At 36.8% G+C, this 20,175-nt stretch carries 17 protein-coding genes; 13 read left to right on the top strand and 4 right to left on the bottom strand.

Annotation, left to right across the window (positions count from 1 at the left end):
* Nucleotides 1–22 precede the first annotated feature (22 nt).
* Nucleotides 23–2,185: an RNA degradosome polyphosphate kinase gene (locus ACZ2V4_RS09040; protein WP_420496152.1), complete on the top strand. Its 2,163-nt coding sequence runs from the start codon at nucleotides 23–25 to the stop codon at nucleotides 2,183–2,185.
* Nucleotides 2,186–2,326: 141 nt separating this feature from the next.
* On the opposite strand, the gene ACZ2V4_RS09035 is transcribed toward ACZ2V4_RS09040, so the two are convergent.
* Both ACZ2V4_RS09035 and ACZ2V4_RS09030 read right to left on the bottom strand, forming a co-directional pair.
* Nucleotides 2,327–2,941, bottom strand: a complete 615-nt coding sequence (locus tag ACZ2V4_RS09035; protein ID WP_283722332.1) for a nitroreductase family protein — start codon at nucleotides 2,939–2,941, stop codon at nucleotides 2,327–2,329.
* A gap of 59 nt (nucleotides 2,942–3,000) precedes the next feature.
* The gene (locus tag ACZ2V4_RS09030; protein WP_219492939.1) at nucleotides 3,001–3,822 is read right to left on the bottom strand and encodes an RluA family pseudouridine synthase; all 822 of its coding nucleotides are present in this window, start codon (nucleotides 3,820–3,822) and stop codon (nucleotides 3,001–3,003) included.
* Nucleotides 3,823–3,930: 108 nt separating this feature from the next.
* On the opposite strand from ACZ2V4_RS09030, the gene ACZ2V4_RS09025 reads away from it, so the two are divergent.
* From ACZ2V4_RS09025 to ACZ2V4_RS09010, 4 genes are read left to right on the top strand one after another with little or no spacing between them, the layout of a single operon-like run.
* The gene (locus ACZ2V4_RS09025) at nucleotides 3,931–5,469 is read left to right on the top strand and encodes a GNAT family N-acetyltransferase (protein WP_413474693.1); all 1,539 of its coding nucleotides are present in this window, start codon (nucleotides 3,931–3,933) and stop codon (nucleotides 5,467–5,469) included.
* 8 nt (nucleotides 5,470–5,477) lie between these two features.
* Nucleotides 5,478–6,584, top strand: coding sequence for a GAF domain-containing sensor histidine kinase (locus ACZ2V4_RS09020; RefSeq protein ID WP_219494852.1), 1,107 nt, complete (start codon nucleotides 5,478–5,480; stop codon nucleotides 6,582–6,584).
* Nucleotides 6,581–7,210, top strand: a complete 630-nt coding sequence (locus ACZ2V4_RS09015; protein WP_099482152.1) for a response regulator transcription factor — start codon at nucleotides 6,581–6,583, stop codon at nucleotides 7,208–7,210. Before ACZ2V4_RS09020 ends, ACZ2V4_RS09015 begins: the two co-directional genes overlap by 4 nt.
* 51 nt (nucleotides 7,211–7,261) lie before the next feature.
* The gene (locus ACZ2V4_RS09010) at nucleotides 7,262–7,690 is read left to right on the top strand and encodes a hypothetical protein (RefSeq protein ID WP_420496151.1); all 429 of its coding nucleotides are present in this window, start codon (nucleotides 7,262–7,264) and stop codon (nucleotides 7,688–7,690) included.
* Between the two features lie 40 nt (nucleotides 7,691–7,730).
* On the opposite strand, the gene ACZ2V4_RS09005 is transcribed toward ACZ2V4_RS09010, so the two are convergent.
* Nucleotides 7,731–8,603 carry a cation diffusion facilitator family transporter gene (locus ACZ2V4_RS09005; protein WP_419956620.1) on the bottom strand — a complete coding sequence of 291 codons (873 nt, stop codon included), beginning with the start codon at nucleotides 8,601–8,603 and terminating at the stop codon, nucleotides 7,731–7,733.
* Nucleotides 8,604–8,780: 177 nt separating this feature from the next.
* Between ACZ2V4_RS09005 and ACZ2V4_RS09000 the strand changes: the two genes are divergently transcribed.
* From ACZ2V4_RS09000 to yhaM, 8 genes are all read left to right on the top strand, one after another.
* On the top strand, nucleotides 8,781–10,076 hold the full coding sequence (locus tag ACZ2V4_RS09000) for a dicarboxylate/amino acid:cation symporter (RefSeq protein ID WP_219492934.1): 1,296 nt from the start codon (nucleotides 8,781–8,783) through the stop codon (nucleotides 10,074–10,076).
* 176 nt (nucleotides 10,077–10,252) lie between these two features.
* Nucleotides 10,253–10,717 (top strand): XRE family transcriptional regulator XdrA, encoded by a 465-nt coding sequence (xdrA, locus tag ACZ2V4_RS08995; RefSeq protein ID WP_101040077.1) that lies wholly within the window; start codon nucleotides 10,253–10,255, stop codon nucleotides 10,715–10,717.
* A gap of 134 nt (nucleotides 10,718–10,851) precedes the next feature.
* The gene (locus tag ACZ2V4_RS08990; RefSeq protein WP_219492932.1) at nucleotides 10,852–11,982 is read left to right on the top strand and encodes a DUF445 family protein; all 1,131 of its coding nucleotides are present in this window, start codon (nucleotides 10,852–10,854) and stop codon (nucleotides 11,980–11,982) included.
* A 54-nt stretch (nucleotides 11,983–12,036) separates the two neighbouring features.
* Nucleotides 12,037–12,393, top strand: a complete 357-nt coding sequence (locus ACZ2V4_RS08985) for a YlbF/YmcA family competence regulator (protein ID WP_099482157.1) — start codon at nucleotides 12,037–12,039, stop codon at nucleotides 12,391–12,393.
* A 90-nt stretch (nucleotides 12,394–12,483) separates the two neighbouring features.
* Nucleotides 12,484–13,953 (top strand): coproporphyrinogen III oxidase, encoded by a 1,470-nt coding sequence (locus ACZ2V4_RS08980; RefSeq protein WP_490514754.1) that lies wholly within the window; start codon nucleotides 12,484–12,486, stop codon nucleotides 13,951–13,953.
* Between the two features lie 161 nt (nucleotides 13,954–14,114).
* On the top strand, nucleotides 14,115–15,299 hold the full coding sequence (locus tag ACZ2V4_RS08975; RefSeq protein WP_219492928.1) for a metallophosphoesterase family protein: 1,185 nt from the start codon (nucleotides 14,115–14,117) through the stop codon (nucleotides 15,297–15,299).
* Complete coding sequence (locus ACZ2V4_RS08970; RefSeq protein ID WP_283722338.1) at nucleotides 15,289–18,210, top strand: ATP-binding protein; 2,922 nt, start codon at nucleotides 15,289–15,291, stop codon at nucleotides 18,208–18,210. The genes ACZ2V4_RS08975 and ACZ2V4_RS08970 overlap by 11 nt, the downstream gene beginning before the upstream one ends.
* Entirely contained in the window at nucleotides 18,211–19,152 is a 942-nt protein-coding gene (gene yhaM, locus ACZ2V4_RS08965; protein ID WP_219492925.1) for a 3'-5' exoribonuclease YhaM, read from the top strand.
* A gap of 33 nt (nucleotides 19,153–19,185) precedes the next feature.
* Here the strand turns inward: yhaM and ACZ2V4_RS08960 are convergent, their stop codons facing one another.
* Nucleotides 19,186–20,097: a peptidylprolyl isomerase gene (locus tag ACZ2V4_RS08960; RefSeq protein WP_413474702.1), complete on the bottom strand. Its 912-nt coding sequence runs from the start codon at nucleotides 20,095–20,097 to the stop codon at nucleotides 19,186–19,188.
* Between the last annotated feature and the right edge of the window lie 78 nt (nucleotides 20,098–20,175).

Below are 20,175 nucleotides of genomic sequence, written 5' to 3'. Positions count from 1 at the left end.
TGAAAACATGAAAGTGGACGTGATGATGATGAAACAGAATTTAGATTTAGGGAATAAAGCATATTATAATAATCGCGAAGTGAGCTGGGTTGATTTTAACCGTAGAGTCATAGAAGAGGCATTTGATCAGAAGAACCCATTACTTGAACGTATTAAATTTTTAGCAATCGCCAGTTCAAACTTAGATGAATTTTTTATGGTTCGTGTGGGTGGCCTGAAAGATCAGGTAACGATGGGATTCAGTGAACCAGAGAATAAGACGCAGATGACACCGACAGAACAGCTGATTGCGATTGATAAGGCAAATAGAGATAATGTGAAGATGCAGTATGATCAATATCATGCGTTAATTCGTGATCTTGAAGGGTACAATGTGTACTTCAAATCGGTGGATGAATTATCACCAGAAAGTTATAGCATCATTGAAAAGAAGTTCAACTTCGAGATTCTTCCGACATTAACGCCGCTTGGAATTGATGCATACCGACCATTTCCAAAGTTATCTAATAAATCGTTAAACATATTTGTCGATGTAGTGACGGATAGTGGTGAGAAGAAATCAGCGATCGTCCAGATTCCAGCTTTACTTAACCGAATTATTGAATTGACAAATGGTGAAAAAACAGTATATGTTCTATTGGAAGATGTTATCACACATTTTATTCATAAGCTGTTTCACGGCTATCAAGTAACGCGTACATTTGCTTTCCGTATTACGCGTAACGCAGATCTAACAATTCATGAAGATGGAGCAGAGGATCTTCTGATTGAAATAGAGAAATTTCTTAAGAAGCGTAAAAGTGGTGCGGCTGTGCGTCTTGAGATTGATACGCGACAGGATATGTCAATCAATGCGTCATTTTTAAAGGATGAACTTGAAATTGAGGATCGTGATGTATATAAACTTGAAGGGCCACTAGATTTAACGATGTTATTCCAATTATCAGGAATGATAGAGAAACGCTACCCTCAACTTGCCTTTAAGCCATTTGAACCATGTCCGCCGAAGTATCTTGGAAATGGTGAGCTTTATGCTGAAGCTTTAAAGCGTGATATATTCTTTCATCATCCATATGAATCTTTCCAGCCGATTGTGGATTTTATTAAAGAAGCGTCTGAAGACCCGAATACATTGGCGATTAAACAGACGCTATACCGTGTATCAAGCGACTCACCGATTATTGATGCACTGAAAAATGCAGCTGAGGCGGGTAAACAAGTGACGGTGCTTGTTGAGCTGAAGGCACGTTTTGACGAAGAGAATAACGTACACTGGGCACGTATGCTTGAAGAAGCGGGATGTCACGTTATTTACGGTATGACACACCTTAAAACACACAGTAAAATTACGTTAGTCGTTAAGAAAGTAAATGATGAAATGGTATCATATGTTCATTTAGGAACAGGGAACTATAACGATAAAACAGCTAAAATCTATACAGATATGGGTATCATTACGACGAATAAAGAAATTGGAGAAGATGCGATGAACTTCTTCAATTACTTAAGTGGTTACTCTGAGAAACCGACTTATAAGCGATTACATGTTGCACCATTTGAGATTCGTGATGAATTTATTGAACATATCGATCAGGAGATCGAGTGTCAGAAACAGCACGGAAATGGACTGATCATTGCGAAGATGAACTCGTTAACGGATAAGACGGTAATTAAGAAGTTATATGAAGCGAGTAACGCCGGTGTTCAAGTAAAACTGATTATTCGAGGAATATGCTGCTTGAAACCAGGAATTCCTGGTGTAAGTGAGAACATTCGTGTCATCAGCATTGTAGGACGATTCCTTGAGCATTCAAGAATTTATTACTTCTATCATAATGGGGAAGAGAAGATGTACTTATCCTCAGCAGATATGATGACACGCAATATGATTAAACGTGTAGAAATCTTATTCCCAATTATTGATAGCAAGATTGTAGAGGAATTAAAAGATATATTAAATCTGCAGCTAGAAGATAATCAAAAAGCACGTGAGCAAGATTCAAATGGTATATATCATTATGTAAGGAATGATGCACGTGCGATTAATTCACAAGATGAATTGATATATCGAGCAGAGGAATTTAAACGTTCGTTTATCAGACCGAAAGAAGTCATGCATAAACCGATGATGAGTAAACGTGCAAAATTATTAGGGTTTGTGAAGAATAAACTAAAACGTAACTAAAGGTCGTGACAGAAGTGTTCTGGTTTTGTCGTAGTGGCAACTTTTGAAACGCCGTCAAAAGGTCGTGACACGAGCGTTTAGGCACGAAAAATAGGCAGGAAACTTATAAGTTTCCTGCCTATTTTTTCGTAACTTCTCTTTTTAATGAAATTCTGTAATAGTCTGTACGTCTCTTCTGTCTGTTTCACGCGGGGTCTTAATAGACTTTCCAACAGTGATTAGCATTGTTGGAACATAGCGCTCGTCGATATTGAACGATTCAATTAATTGTGTACGGTTAAATCCACCGATGGCACATGAGCCTAGATCGCGTAACGTTGCAAAGTTCATAATCTGCATTGCAGGGAATGTAGAGTTCATTACTGCTGCCTCATAAGCATAATGTTCATTTTGATACACATTGTTCACCTGACTTGCGAGACGTTCTTTAATCTCACTAGTCATGCGTCCTTTTTGGATATCTGGTGCGCAAATTTCATCGATATTCTTATTTGCCTCTTTATCACCTAAAATTACGATAACCGCACTTGCATCAACAATTTGCTGCTGGTTAAAGGCGATAGGAAGTAACTTCTGTTTACCTTCATCTGAGTGAAAAACCATAAACTTCCAATGTTGTAGATTCCATGCTGACGGTGCTTTATTTGCAGCGTCGAGTAAGTCTAGTATTTCATCCTGAGAAAGTTTGAACGCTGGATCGTATTGTTTCACTGCGCGGCGTGTCAGTAATTTCTCTTGTATATCTGTGGCTATCATTTTGATCCTCCTAAATATTGATATCTATATCATAGTGAATCACTATACGTTATGCAAAACTATTGCTCTAATGTTGCTGCAACAGTCTCACCGGTAAATGGATGTACAAACTCCAGTTTATAGCTTTCTAGCGCGAGTTGACGTAGGTGTGAATCACTGTATAGTGGGTCTCCGATAACGGGATGTCCGATTTCAGCAAGATGTACTCTAATCTGGTGTGTACGTCCTGTTTCAAGCTGCAGTTCGACATCTGCAGTACCGTCGCCATTCGCTTTAGAGCTTACGATATGTGTAACTGCTCGGTCGCCTGTTTGCGAAACACGGCGTTTATTTGGATGGAACTTGTCTTTACCGATTGGCATATCGATCGTCTGATTCTTCAATGGTAGGTGACTCTTAACTTTCGCACGATATGTACGCTTGATTAATCGTTCTTCTAGCATACGGTCTAGTATCTTTTTGATAAATGGATTTTTAGCGACAAGTAATAAGCCGACAGTTTCCTGGTCGAGACGATGTATCGGTTCCACATATTCTGAATCGAGTGTATAAATCGCGTGGTTTAACAACGTATTTGACTCGCTCATATCATTTGGATGTGTCTTAACACCCTTTGGTTTAACGAGTATCGCTAAATAATCATCTTCATATTTCACTTCGCACATGCGATAGCTTGATTTATAATTGCTCTTTTCTTCTGCAACAGGTAAGTAAAGTTCATCTCCAGTACTTAACGTATCGCGAAATGTAGCAGCTGCACCATTTATCGTAATTGCTTTAGACATACGTAGCTCATGTGTCGGCTTCTTTGGTATTTGTAAATGTTTAAGCAATGCCTCTATCGTCATATTATTCCATTCTTCTATTACACGTAATTTCATATATTTTCTCCTATTCACTTTTATCGTCTATAATAATAGGGTATAAATTATAGACTAATAAAATGATTTGTCTATTTATTATTATAGAGCAAATAGAGGAGAATATACATGACAGAAGAAATAAACTTAGATAAGTTTAATAAATCAATCGAGGCGCGACAGATGACCAGAGATGATATCGACGAAATTATCGCCTTACAAAACATATGCTTCCCGGGGATGGAACCGTGGAAGAAAGAGCATCTTGAGTCCCATATTAATTTATTTCCACGCGGACAGATGGTTATTGAGTATGATGGTAAAATTATCGGAAGTTGTTCAAGTTTAATCATTAATTTCGATGAGTATGATGATCGTCATACGTGGGATAGTATTACAGATAATGGTTATATTACGAACCACAATGACCACGGGCATAACTTATATGGTATAGAAGTGATGGTTCATCCTGATTATCGTGGGATGAGAGTGGGTCAACGTCTTTATGAGGCACGTCGAGAAATCGCTTATGAATTGAATTTAAAATCAATCATTATTGGTGGACGTATTCCAAATTATCACAAATATCAGGATGAACTCACACCAAGAGAATATGTTAACGATGTGATGAAGCATAAGATTAAAGACCCAGTATTGACATTCCAGTATATGAATGGATTTACTTTAATGCGTATCAACCCAAATTATCTAAAGGATGATGTGAATTCAAGTAAGTATGCAACATTAATGGAATGGAACAACCCGGATTACGTTGCTAAATCAAACATTCACTTTAAGACAAGTGACCCTGTCCGTATTTGTACGGTTAACTATATGATGCGTAAAATTGATTCGTTTGAAGAGTTTGCAAACCAGATTGAATACTTTGTTGATGTGGCATATGATGCTGAAAGTGACTTCGTTGTATTCCCTGAATTACTTACGACACAACTGATGAGTTTTGATGAGAAACGTAATCCAGCAGAATCCATTCGTCAACTTACGAAATATACTGAACAGTATATTGAGATGTTTAATGAATTTGCCGTACGTTATAATATTAATATTATAGGTGGCAGTCACTTCGTTGAAGAAGAGGATGAAATCTACAACATTTCATACTTATTCCGTCGTGACGGTTCAATCGAGAAACAGTACAAGATTCACGTTACACCAAATGAACGTAGATGGTGGGGGATTTCTCCAGGCAATGACGTAGAAGTATTTGATACAGATTGTGGTAAGATTGCGATTCAGATTTGTTATGATTCTGAGTTTCCTGAGATGGCGCGTATTGCCACAGAGAAAGGTGCTAAGATTATCTTCACTCCATTCTCAACTGAAGACAGACAAAGTTATTTACGCGTGAAGTATTGTTCGATGGCACGCGCGATTGAAAATCAGATCTACACAGTAACAAGTGGAACGTGCGGGAATTTACCACAAACTGAAAACATGGATATCCAGTATTCAGGTTCGGGTATTTATTCACCAAGTGACTTTGGCTTTGCAAGAGATGGTATTGTAGGTGAAACAGGTGAGAACGTAGAAATGGTTGTTATTGGTGATATTGATCTTGAAGTATTACGTCGCGGACGAGAGAATGGAACAGTAAGACAATTACGTGATAGACGACATGATTTATACAACGTTGAATATAAAAAATAGGTGATATGATGCAGAACAGTACAGCTTTACTGAAAGAAATCGCTGAATTCTTAAATGAAGAGACAGATATATATTCAATGATGAATGGTGCCTTGAACAGACTTGTTCAAGGGACCAACTTTTCTACTGGATGGATATTTTTCATCGATGATGATGGCAAACATACACTCGTATCTGATTATAAGCTCCCACAAGCACTGAAGATGGAGTCATGTCGCTATATGACAGAAGGCCCATGCTGGTGCGTATCACGTTATCATCAGAAGAAATTAACGAAAGCTTCGAACATCATCACTTGTTCTCGAATTGTAAAAGCAAATAAAAAGTATAGTGATATGACAGATGATATTACACACCACGCGACCGTTCCTTTACAATCTGGAGAAGAACGTTTCGGATTGCTTAACGTTGCCACGCCTTTTACAAAAGTATATTCAGATGAAGACTTAGCATTGCTTGAATCCGTGGCTTTTCAAATCGGTAGCGCGATTAAGCGTATCTATCTTACAGCAAGAGAACGAGAGAATGCACTACAGGAAGAAAGAACTCGACTTGCACGAGACTTGCATGACTCAGTGAATCAAATGCTCTTTTCACTGAAACTTACAGCGCATGCAGCTGAAAGTATGACTGATGATGAACGTGCAAAGACAGCATTTCAGATCATCGAGAAGACAAGCCAGGATGCAGTAAGTGAGATGCGCGCATTAATCTGGCAGCTGAAACCTTTAGGGCTTGAGCATGGATTTGTTGAAGCAGTGCAGAACTATGGCAATATACTCGGCCTCGATGTAACGATTGAAGTGGAAGGGTTCATCAATTTAGAGAATAAAATTGAAAACAGTGCATTTCGAATCGTTCAAGAAGCGCTGAATAACGTGAAGAAGCACGCAGAAACAGAAGAAGTAATGATATCAATGAAGCAGGATGATAAACATTTTGTTCTGAGGATTAAAGATAACGGTAAAGGTTATAACAATGCACTGACGACAACGCTTCCGACACATGGGGTGAGGAATATGCAGCAACGTGCACAGGAGATTGGTGGTATACTTGAAATAAACAGTACATTAATGCATGGAACGACGGTACAATTCACCTACCCGAAAGGATGAAAGTCATGGATATTATACTCGTGGATGACCACCATATCGTAAGACAAGGGATGAAATTTCTACTATCAACTGAAGAAAGCTTTAATGTAATTGCTGATTTCAATAACGGCAGAGAGCTGCTTGAACATCTAGATGAAATGCAGTTACCCAATCTCATTATTATGGACCTTGTGATGCCTGAGCTTAACGGCATTGAAGCGACGCGCCAAGTGAAAGCGAAATTCCCTGATGTGAAGGTGCTCGTACTATCCAGCTTTATCGATGAAGAACATGTCCTTGGCGTGATGGATGCAGGTGCAGACGGTTATGAAATGAAAGATAGTGAACCAAAAGCACTGATCAATACGATAAAACAGATAGCAGCAGGTGAGCAGATATTTCATCCGGATGTTATGGAAGTCAGAAAAAGTGGCATGAATCTCGCACATTTAAGAAACCCATTATCAAAGAGAGAACTTGAAGTGTTAAAGGCGATGAGCGAAGGCTTAACCAACAAAGAAATCGCTGAACAACTCTTTGTCTCAGAAAAAACGGTGAAAACTCATGTCAGCCATATATTTGCGAAGCTAGAAGTCGGGGACCGTACACAAGCATCGATGTACGGCGTGAAATATAAGCTGATTTAATGCAGCATACACCTCATGTTTTTGTTATAATATGGTAAATGAGGTGAGACGATGATTGAAAAATGGTGGAATAATAGTTGGATAATCGCATTTGCGACAATTGCGATTACTGAACTGTTTAAATATATTTTTGGAGAGCATAAAGGTATCGTTTATTTTATGACACTCCTGATTGTATTTACAGTTATTAGAGTATGTATATCGATGTACAATCTTAAGCACGATATTGAAAGAATGGATTTAAGGCAGAGTCAATTTTATCGTGGCTATTATTTTGATAAATATTACGTAGTCTCCAGACCTTTTTTTATGCTGCTTATATTTTTATTATTTTATTATTGTCTGATGTATGTAAGTTTTCCGTATAAATTTATAGGAATTGGGGTAACAGTGCTGATTGTCTGGATCCTGATTAAATTTGATAATCGATTTAATGAACAATCCGATATCGCTAAAATGATTGTAAAAGATGAAGAATGAAGAGAAAGTGGCACACCCTAACATGAGGGTGTGCCACTTTTTATTTAACTATTCCGGGTTCAAGGTGAACGATTGTTTCAACAGCGCCATATTCTTCTTTAATCGCATATTCAATGTGTTCTGTTATATCGTGGCTCTCAGCAACAGTGAAACTAGGGTTCACAGTAACGGTCACATCTACAAATGTCATAACTCCGTGATTTCTTCCTTTGATATCAACACAGCTTTCTACATTTTCTACCGACGACACGATACGTTTCATATGATCCAGTGTATCTGCATCGAATCCATCCGTTAATGTAATTGCTGTTTCAAAGAATATCTCAATAGCGGTCTTCATTATGAGTAAGCCGACGACAATCGCAGCAACGGTATCTAGAAATGTCAATCCGAAGAATACACCGATGATCCCTATAAATGCGCCAAGCGATACGAGCGCATCTGATAAATTATCTGCTGCTGCTGCTTTGAGTGCACTGGAATCCAGTTTCTTCGCAAGATTGCGATTATAAATGTATACGGCGAGCATCGCAAATGCTGATAGTATTGCTACAACTGCAGTCTCAATAGAAGGACTTGAATATTCCTGACGGATATAATTTTTAATTCCTTGCAATATAACTTGAACACTCACAGCAAACATAATAAATGATGCAATCAATGAACCGATATATTCTGAACGGTAATGCCCGTAGTTGTGGTTTTTGTCGGCAGGTTTCATGCTGATCGCAAGCCCAATAAGCAGTGCTACTGAGCTTACAATATCGGTGGCGTTATTAAGACCGTCTGCGACAAGCGCCTGAGATCCGTGAATGTAACCGAATAATAATTTGAAAGTTGTGAGCAGTACATACATGATGATACTCACCTTAGCTCCTTTTTGAGCTTGCTGTAACTGGTCTTTAACCTGCATCTTGTTCATCCTTTAAATAATTATTATCTCTATTATTAATCAAATGTCGGTGAATGTATAGCAGTAGAAACGTATTTCTACTTTTTAGAAAATTAGGGGAACCTTATTTACTTATAGTGAATCTTTATTTATAATTATAGATATATTTGTTAGAAAATTCAGTTAAAGAGGTGGGTTATGAAAATTAAAGGAAATATGACGCTTAAAATCATCATTGCATTGGTGGTCGGTATTATTGTAGGTTCTATCTTTAATTTATATCAGGATGCATCATGGGTGAAATGGTTTAATCAATACGTATTTAATGTTATCGGACAAATCTTCTTGAATCTAATCTTTATGCTTGTAGTACCAGTTGTATTTGTATCAATTGTACTCGGTGTCGTAGGCGTGGGGGATCCGAAGCATCTTGGGTCGATTGGTCTAAAGACACTTGGATTCTTTATAGTAACGACGGCGCTCGCAATTACACTTGCGATGTGTTTAGCTCTTGTATTTAAACCTGGTGCAGGCAAGGCAGATTTAATGAATAGTGACGACGTGAAGAAATACGCTTTAGAACAAAAACAAAAAGAAGAAGCAGCAAAAGCGGAAGGAACCTCTGTGAATCAGACTTTCGATCAGACTTTGATTAACTTGATTCCAAAAAATCCAGTACTTGCGATGAGTGAAACAAACATGCTGCAAGTAATTACTTTCGCCATTTTTATCGGTATCGGCATGATTGCACTGAGGGAGAAAGTAAGCGGAGTAAAGCTGCTCTTTGAACAGACGAACGATATATTGATGTTTATCGTTACAGCAATCATGCAATACTTTGCGCCAATTGGTACATTTGGTTTAGTTGCAACAGCATTTACTAATGCCGGGTTTGGTGCGATTAAACAGCTTGGAATGTATTTCTTTGTCGTATTACTAGCGCTTTTCCTACATATGATTTTAGTATATGGTGGGGCTATTAAGTTTTTAGCGAAACGTAGTCCGATATGGTTCTTTAAAGGTTTCGCACCTGCAATGACTGTAGGATTTAGCTCTTCGAGTTCCAATGCAACATTGCCAATCTCGTTAGAATGCGCTCAAGATAATTTAGGTGTACGTAAAGAAATCTCATCTTTCGTTCAACCACTTGGTGCCACGATTAATATGGACGGTACAGCCATTATGCAAGGGGTTGCAACCATCTTTATCGCTCAAATATCTGGTGTAGATTTAACTATTATGCAGATGGTCATGGTTGTCGCAATCGCTGTAATTGCCTCTATCGGTACAGCCGGTGTACCGGGTGTGGGACTTGTAATGCTTGCGATGGTCCTGACTTCAGTCGGGCTTAATCCAGCAGCAATCGGTATTATTCTAGGTATCGACCGATTACTTGATATGACACGTACCGCTATAAATATCTCTGGAGATGCTGCTTGTGCGGTCGTGATTAATGAGAGAGAAAAGCAAAAACTTGCTAAAAATGTTGCATAAATTTGTCTGAGAAATAAAATTTATAAGAAAAGAGGAAAATCATGAGGTTTTCCTCTTTTAATTTTTTGTAAATTATATTAAGATGGTAAAGTCCCTTAAATGAATAGTGTATTATTTCTATTTTATTAAATGAACAATCTAAAAATAATAATATATACAAGAAAGGTCGTAGAAGCATGGATAAGCAACAATTCACAGATTTATTACAAACAAAGTTTAAAATGGTTCGTATAGAAGCAGGATATACTCAAGATACAATGGCACAAACTATCGGACTATCTAAGAAAACATTAGTTCAGATTGAAAAAGAGCGTGTACTTCCAAACTGGACAACTTGCGTGTCACTATGTGCATTATTCAGAGATTCTGAAGTGCTGCAGAATACTTTAGGTGGAGATCCTTTAGAAGTCATTCAAGTAATCTCAAGAGGTGCGTGTGCATACCCTGACCAAGATAATAAAAATGAATTATGGTGGTCAACGATTGAAGCAGATCGTGATATCATTCTTCAGCAGAATAAAATTTCGAACCTTTATCGTGTATTAGATGGTTCTATGCAACCGTTATATGGTTCTAATAAAGCGCGTGAAGCAGAGATGTTCTATAATAAGAAGAGAAATGAACAGCTGATCACTGTATAATTAATTTATAGGCGAGACAAGGTGGCTTAATGACCCTTGTCTCGCTATTTTATTAGAACGATGTCTCTCGGTTTGTTTTTGGAACAGAGTGGTATAAACTATTGTAATGAAACATTATAGAAAAAGGTGATGAATTGTACGCATTAGGAATAATATTATTTATGGGCTTTATTGGCTCGTTGATTGGTGGATTTACGAATTTTATTGCGATTAAGATGTTGTTCAGACCGTTTGAACCGAAATTTCTGTTTGGGAAACAGCTCCCGTTTACACCAGGATTGATACCGAAACGACGTAATGAACTCTCGCTGAAGATTGGAGAGATGGTCACACATCATCTACTCACACCTGAAGTGTTTAAAGAGAAATTAATGACAAGGCAGACTGAAGCGCTGTTAAAAAGTATGCTGAATAAACAAGTTCAGGCTTTAAAAGAAGGACAGTACAGCATCGATGACTTTGCGCAGCGCTTTAATATTGATATTACAAATGTTGCTGAGAAAAAAGTTCACGATAAGGTGAATGAACTGCTTGAAGAGAAGATTCAGACATATCAGTCCCAATCAATCGATGCATTACTGCCACAAGATTTAAAGGATAAGATAGACAGTAAGGTTGAAGCAGCACCTACAATGATCATTGAAAAGCTTAGAGCTTACGTTAATAGCGAATCAGGTTACAACGATATTATGCAGATGATCGACCGCTTTTTTATGGAGAAAGGAAGATTTGTCAGCATGATTCAAATGTTTATGACGCAGGAGATGATTGCAGACCGTGTTATAAAAGAAGCGAATGCTTTAAGTGAAGAGCCTAAAATCAAATCAATCATTGAAACTGAGCTTAAAAAAGAGTACGCACGTATAATGGCGATGACACCAGAAACTTTAGTTGCTGCACATGATATCGCTCATTTCAAAGGGGAGTTAAATACAAATATTGTGCGTGCAATGCATATAGATTATTATATGAAGACACCACTTTATACGCTTGTACCGAAGTTGTTTCATTACATTGAAACTGAAGGTGGAGATCGTTTAATCCATTATATAATGACGAAGACAGCTGACAATGTTGCAGTCATCTTAGAGAAGATTCGTATTGCTGAAATTATTAAGGACCAGATTGATAATTTTGAACTTTCATTCCTTGAACAGCTCGTTATTGAAATCTCGAATAAAGAATTGAAGTTAATCACAATGCTTGGCTTTATCTTAGGCGGTATCATCGGTATCTTGCAAGGGATAATCGCGATTTTTGTATAATGCCTGTATTCGTGGTATATTGATTAGGAACATTAAACATAAAGGAGAATGAATATGTCTGTTAATATTTATGATGAAGCGAATAAATTAGAAAGTTCATTACGTCAGAGTGATGAATATAATGCGATTAAGAATCATTATGAAGCAGTTAACAATAACCCTGAATCAAAGAAAATCTTCGATGAATTCAGAGAAATTCAATTAACACTTCAAGAAAAACAAATGTCAGGTCAAGAAATTACTGAAGAAGATTTAAATAAAGCACAAGCTTCAGCTGAATTAATCGAAAAAGATGAAAATATCTCAAAATTAATGGAAGCTGAACAACGTATGAGCTTTATTATTCAAGAATTAAACCGTATCATCATGAAACCTTTAGAAGAATTATATGGTGTTAAAGCTGAAGATTAATTCTTTATAGGGATAACAATATTTAATATATCCGAACAGTGCAGATATTTCGCACTGTTCGGTTTTTGCATAATGTAAGAGAGGTAGATTATGAAATTTTATTTAGAACACGATCAGTTTGAACAGCTGCAGCTCTATATTCGCAATATACTAAATCTCTATTTCGAGGATGCGTATTTATTCGAAGGTCAAGGGGATAACTGCATTACGATAAATATCAATCAGGAGCGCTGCACCATCGTGACAACAACGTTGACGATAGATGGCAATACTTATACACAGCGTGCCGAACGCAAACAGACAGACAAACGTGCAATGAAGCAGGCACTCGGTGAGACGTTGATTGAGATATTAACGGCACATACCGGTATAACACAGAGCTGGGGTACATTGACAGGAATCAGACCACTTAAGCTATATCATAAATATTTAAAACAAGGGCACTCAGACAATGCTATTAAACAAAGATTAAAGCGTGACTATTTGATTGCAGATGATAAGCTTGAACTGATGGAACGTATTACGAAGACGCAGCTCAATGCGATTCCAGACTTACATCAGCTAGAGCAGGAAGTCAGCATCTATATCGGCATTCCATTCTGTCCGACGAAGTGTGCATATTGTACGTTTCCGGCGTATGCAATTCAAGTCCATAAAAATGACGTGCCAGAGTTCCTCGTTGGATTATTATATGAAATTGAACATATCGGCGAGTGGCTTAAAGCACGTAATATTAAAGTGACGTCTATCTATTTCGGTGGAGGTACCCCCACTTCTATCAGTGCACAGGATTTAAAGTTGTTGCTTGAAGCAGTGTATATAAACTTTGACATGACACATGTGCGTGAGCTTACTGTTGAAGCAGGGCGTCCGGATACAATTGATGCAGCGACATTAGAAGTACTTAATACATTCGGTATCGATCGCATCAGTATAAATCCACAAAGCTTTACCGACGAAACTTTAAAGGCAATCGGCCGCCATCATAGCGTGCAGGAAACAACCGATAAATTCAAGTTATCTCGCGAATACCATATGAATAACATCAATATGGATCTGATTATCGGCTTACCGAATGAAACGCGTGAAGAAGTAATCCATTCGCTGAATGAAACGAAGAAGCTGAACCCTGAATCGCTTACAGTGCATACGTTAAGTTTTAAGACAGCGAGCGAGATGACACGTAATAAATCAAAGTATCCGGTTGCAGCACGAGATGAAATTATCTATATGATGAACTTGACAAAAACTTTCGCCGAACAGCATGACTATATTCCTTATTATTTATACCGTCAGAAGAATATTCTCGGTAATCTTGAGAACATCGGTTATTCTAAAGCGGGAGAAGCGTCACTGTATAACATCTTGATTATGGAAGAAGTACAGACAATCATAGGATTAGGGTGCGGGGCATCTAGCAAGCTGATTCATCCTGAGACTGGTAAGATTGAAAACTATTTAAACCCTAAAGATCCAAAGAGCTATAATAAGACATATAAAGATTATACACATCAGAAAATTGATAAACTGAACCTTCTTTATGATCAAAAAGACAAATAAACAATATTTGAAACTCATCCGAAAGATATGGCGATAATGCATATCTTTCGGATGAGTTTTTTTATGAATAAAGATTATAAATATAGATGATTTTGTAGTTTCATTACATATATATACGATTTTGTTGTAAAATTAGAGTATCAATTAAAGTGAGGGTTATGATGATCAAATTTATACATTGCTCAGACATACGATTAGATGAACCGTTTCAGTTAGTTGGAGATGTTCCTGAATATATAATGAAGTCGATTCGTAATTCAAGCTTTCAAAGTTTAAAACGCGTTGTCGATGATGCGATTGAAAAACAAGTGGACTTTATTATTATAAGTGGAAATTTATTTTCAAGTAAAAATCGCAACATTAAGGCAGATGACTACGTAGTAAAGCAATTCGCACGATTAAAAGAAGAGAATATTTACGTTTATTATATACACGGTATAGAGGACAATATGTCCGTACAATCATTTTATAAGTTTCCTGATAATGTAATTGTTTTCTCTGATGAAGTTCAGACTTATGAACTTGTTACGAAAAACAAATCAAGTGTGTTCTTTCATGGGTTCAGTTATAAAGAACATTCTCACTATGAGTACAAGCTTGATCAGTATCCTGTAAATGAAGTTAATCAGACCATTCATATTGGCATACTGAATGGTTTACATCATAAGTTAAAAGGGGAAGACACACATACAGAATTCCATATCGAGGAATTAAACCGTAAATTATATCATTACTGGGCACTTGGCGGTTTTAATAGGCATATGACCTTAAACGAACTGCCACATATGCATTACCCCGGTACGCTTCAGGCTACAAACTTTATGGAAGGCGGAGATAGTGGATATATGTATGTTGAAGGGGACAGCAGTCAGCTGAATGCGACCTTTGTGCCAGTAAATATGATTACATTCCACGAGACAGTATTAAACTTAAAGAGTATTGAGCGTCACGCAATCTATCAGGATATCGAAGCATTTAAACAATCCGTGCGCCCAAACGGTAGACAACTTTATCGATTAACACTACAAAATGATGGTGAGACTTTAATAGATCAGCAAATGTTATCGCAAATAAAGGACCAGATCCAAATTGGCGAAATGGCAGAAGAACAGTTTGTATGGATCGATGATATTTACACAAATGAAAAGTACGCACCGCATACATTAAAAGATGAGTTCAGTGATGTCCTTCATGATTTGTCTTATTTAACAACATCGAAAGAACCTGTACAACAATCCTATATCCAGAAGTTTATCTCTTTTGATGAGGTTAATACAGAGCGGTTGATAGATTATGGAGAAGCGCATCTCAAAATGTTGATGAAAGGTGACCGCCATGAAGATTAAATCTTTAGAAATATACGGATATGGAAGATTGGAACATCGCAAGTTTCAGTTTAATCACGATTTCGTTCAGATATTTGGAGAAAATGAAGCAGGTAAATCTACAATGCAGGCGTTTATTCATGCGTTACTCTTCGGTTTTCCGAAAGATGGTGAGTACGAACCGCGTCTAGAACCGAGATTCGCACCACAATATGGCGGTAATATAGAACTCGAACATATAGATGGTACAACGATTATGATTGAACGTGTATTTGTTCATGGTAAAGAAAAAGTAAAAGTCATTCACGAGGGTGTAGAGAAATCGATTGAATGGCTCAACCAGTTGATGAATTATATGAAAAAAGATACATATAAATCAATATTTTCATTTGATGTACTCGGTTTGCAGGAAGTACATCGTAAACTGACACAAGAAAAGCTTGAAGCTTACTTACTTCAGGCAGGCTCATTCGGTTCGACGGAATTTACAGATTTACAAAGGACGATAAATGAGGAGCAGGTACGTTTATTTAATACAGATGAAGATACTGGTATCATTTTTGAGAAAGCAAGAGAATTGCAGCAGCTAGAAGCGGATATAAGAGCGCAGGATGATGTAAAAGCACATTATGCACAAATATATGATACGTATCAGAAGGATTCAAGAAGAGTTGAACATATTGAATTACAGATTAAAGAACTTGAAGAAGTTAAAGGACATAAAGAAAGAGAAATTAAATATCAGAGTCAAGCACAGGAATGGAAAGCATTAGAACTACAATTAAACATAGAGCCGCCGCAATTTCCTGAGCAAGGGATTAATCGATTTGAGGCGTTGAAGCATCAGGTCCAGAAATTAAGTAAAGATCTTGAACTACGTGAAGAGAAGTTAAGCCAGATAACATCAGAGATGGATAATATTCAACTATTGCCTGACCACTTAATTGAAGCCTCAAGAGACATTATCAAAAGAGAACATCCGATTAAACAGCTGCATGGTGATGTTCGAAGTGTAACACAGCAACGCGATGCACTGACGACTGAAATGAATACTTTAATGCAGGATATCGGATGGCAGAAGTTTGAAACCGTTGAACTGAATCAGAAAGTTCAATCTGATATCACTGAAGCACTCAACGAGCTTGAGAAACAAGAACTCGAACGTACACAAATTAACAGAGAGCTGCAATTTGTAACACTAAACGTAGATAGATTATCTGATGAATCTAAAGTATTGAATAAAGAAAAAGTGCATGACGAACGTTTTAATAAAGCACAGGAACTTCAAGAACAGCGCAAGGAACTTGAAAGTAAATCAAAGCTCTTTCATAAATTGAGTGAAGAAGCAACTGCTTATGAAGCGCGTGAACTCAAGAAACATAAGCTGCAGCAGACAATCTATGCGATAACGGTAGTCATTAGTCTTGTAGCACTTGTCTATAGTTTTATGAATGCGCTATGGATTTCAGGTAGTATATTCTCATTCGTATGCATCATTGTACTACTGATGCTTATTTTAAATAAGAAGCCGGATGTACGATTTAATGATGAATTAGCGGATGGAGTAAAACAATTAGAGGGTAATATTTATAAACTTGAACATGACTTTGATTTGTCGTTTGATTTGAATGAACAAAAGTTATTACGCCATAAATTATCAAATGTTATCACTCAGTTAAATCGTGAGCAATCTCAAAAAGAAGCTTTAAAGCAACATTTAGACATTTCACATAAAGAAATTGAAGCGACACACCAATTGCTCAAGCAATACAAAACAGCGCTTAAAATAGAGAGTAATTATCCGAATAACCGATTAGCTTCTGCATATCGTACGATACATAAATTAGTGCGCATCCATGATGAAATCTTAAAGTGTAATGCTAAAATCGAGGAAATGAAAGAGCGTCTTGCTACATTCGATCAGAGCATATTAACGCTTATTCCGAAATTACCTGTGAAAACAGAGGCATCATCGATATTCCATGATTTAAAGAATATGTTAACGACCGATGAGAAAGAGAAATTCCAGTACAGTAAAAATGCAAATCAACGAGATTTATTAAAGAAAGAAATCAAAATTATTAATGCATCGTTGCAGCAGAATATTGATGAGCAGCATGCTTTGTTTGAAGAAGCAGGGGTGGAGGATACTTCAAGTTATTATGCTAAAGAGGCTGAATATGCGAGTTATAACACAAACTTAGAGCGTTTTAATGTGTTAAGTGAACTGCTTAGAAATCAAGCATTCACGTACGAGGATAATACGCATCTTGCTGAAGTGCCAGAAGCCATACTGAATGAGCAGTTGATAGATATTAATGTACATATTAAATCGTTGGTTGATGAACGCAGTAATGTGCAGCAACAGTTAAGAGAACTAGAACATGCTATGCATCAAATATGTGACGATGATACGTTATCAAGACTGAAGTTTGAATATGAAATAAAGAAAAATCAATTTAACAAACTTGTGGAAACATTTTTATCTGTAAATTATATCGATACTTTAATTCAGGCACATATTAAAGAGGTACGTGAAGAACGAATGCCATTCGTTATTGATGATGCGACAGAAATCTTTAACTATCTAACTGAAGGACGTTACACGAAGATTGTTTATGATGAACATCTGACAACTGTAGCTGCGGATGGACAAGTATATCATCCGACAGAATTGTCACAATCAACGAAAGAATTATTATATATTGCATTAAGACTGAGTTTAATTCATTCATTAAGAAGATATTACCCATTCCCGATCATTGTCGATGATGCGTTTGTTCACTTTGACAAAAACAGGCGTGAGCGTATACTTGAATATATGCTTAAACAACAGCATAATCAAATTATCTATTACACTTGCAACCGTTCTTCTACAATTAACAGTAAGCAGACAATTGTACTGGAACGCAATAAGAAGGAGGTTAAATAAGTGAGAACGATAGAAACATTAAAACCCGGATCTCAAGTGGATCATTACTTTTTAATTCATAAATCAATTCAAGGGGTAACAGGACAAGGTAAGCCATATTTAACACTTTATCTTAAAGATAAAAGTGGAGAAATCGAAGCAAAAGTATGGACGGTCTCTGAAGAAGATATAAAATTGTTACAACCTGAACAATTAATTCGTGTTAAAGGTGATGTGATTGATTACCGCGGTCGTAAACAGATGAAAGTAAATCAATTCAGACTTGTTACACCAGAAGACGGTGTGAAACTAGAAAATTTCTTAGAAAGTGCACCGGTGAATGAAGATGATATGATGGAGCAGCTGATGGATTATGTCATCGAAATCGAAAATGCAAATTTACAGCGTATTATTCGTCTGTTACTTAAGAAATATGCACATCAATTTATGGTATACCCTGCTGCCAGCAGCAACCATCATAACTTCGTCTCGGGATTATTATTCCATGTATTAACGATGTTGAAACAAGCGAAAGCATTATGTGATATTTATCCGACATTAAATCGAAGTCTGCTCTACGCAGGTATCATTGCACATGATATGGGGAAGGTTAAAGAATTATCCGGGCCTGTTGCAACAACGTATACAGTAGAAGGAAACTTACTCGGCCATATTTCGATTATGAGCGATGAAGTTGCGAGTATTGCACGTGAACATAATATTGAAGGGGAAGAAGTAATGTTACTGCGCCATATGATATTAAGTCATCATGGAAAGTATGAGTATGGATCACCGAAATTACCGATGTTAAAAGAAGCAGAGATGCTTCACTTTATTGATAATATTGATGCACGTATGCAGATGTTTGATAAGCATATGAAGAAAGTGGAGAAAGGACAATATACAGAGCGTATTTTTGCGTTAGAAAATCGTCAGTTTTATAAGCCGATTTCTCTGGACTAAAAAAAGAAATGAAGCAAAGGCTTCATTTCTTTTTTATTTTACTTTTAAGATTTGATCATCAACATACTTTTTGATGTCTTTATCTTTAAAGTCTACATCATATTCCTTGAATAATTTTTGTACTGCTTGTACGTATAGTTTCGGATTATCTTGTAACTTGTTCTGACGAATCGTCTGAGCGAGTTTGTCTTTTTCTTTAGCGATGTCTTTATCGTCTTCAGCCATAATGATGTGGTAACCAAATTCAGTTTTTACGATATCTGAAATTTCACCCGGCTTTAGTTTGAATAATGCCTTTTCGAATGCTTCAACAGTTTGACCTTTAACTACGTAGCCGAGCTCACCATTATTTTTCGCCGATTGTGTATCATCTGACTCTTTTTTAGCAATTTTCTTGAAATCATCTTTATTAGCTTTAACTTGTTTTAAGATATCTTCAGCTTTCGCTTTCGCTTCTTTGTCGCTTAATCCATCTTTATTAGACTCAGATTTCACTGCAACTAATATATGTGAAGCTTTCTTAGCGTTATCTTTAATATCTTTATCTGAAATTTTGATTGTGTCATTTAGAAACTGCTTCTGATATTCATCAGTAACGCGCTTTTTCTTATACTGTTCAACTGTCATTCCAGAACTTTGCTGCTGCAGAATTTGTTCGAATGTTTTCTCATCGCCATATTTCTTAATTTCTTTGTCTGTTTCTTTATTGATTTTATCTTCATCGATTTTCTTACCATATTTCTCTTTAAGAACGTCATTGAAAATTAATTGGAATGACGTTTTAGCGATTTGTTCATTACCGATTTCTTTCATGATGTCTGATTGTTTTATGTCACCAGCTTTAGATGAAACAAGTGTTTCTCCGCCACCATTTCCACATGCCGTTAATCCTAAGATTGATACAGAAAGTGCTGCTGGCATCATAATTTTCTTTAAGTTTGTCATAATACTACTCCTTTTAAGTGCACTGTTTAGTAAATGTTCTAACTAATGATAAATTCTAACATAAAATGATTTAGAATA

It is taken from the genome of Macrococcus sp. CoH-51_TC_04 (assembly GCF_058188655.1).
The sequence above is the reverse complement of the archived record's forward strand: the minus strand, read 5'-3'. Positions and strand labels throughout refer to the sequence as shown.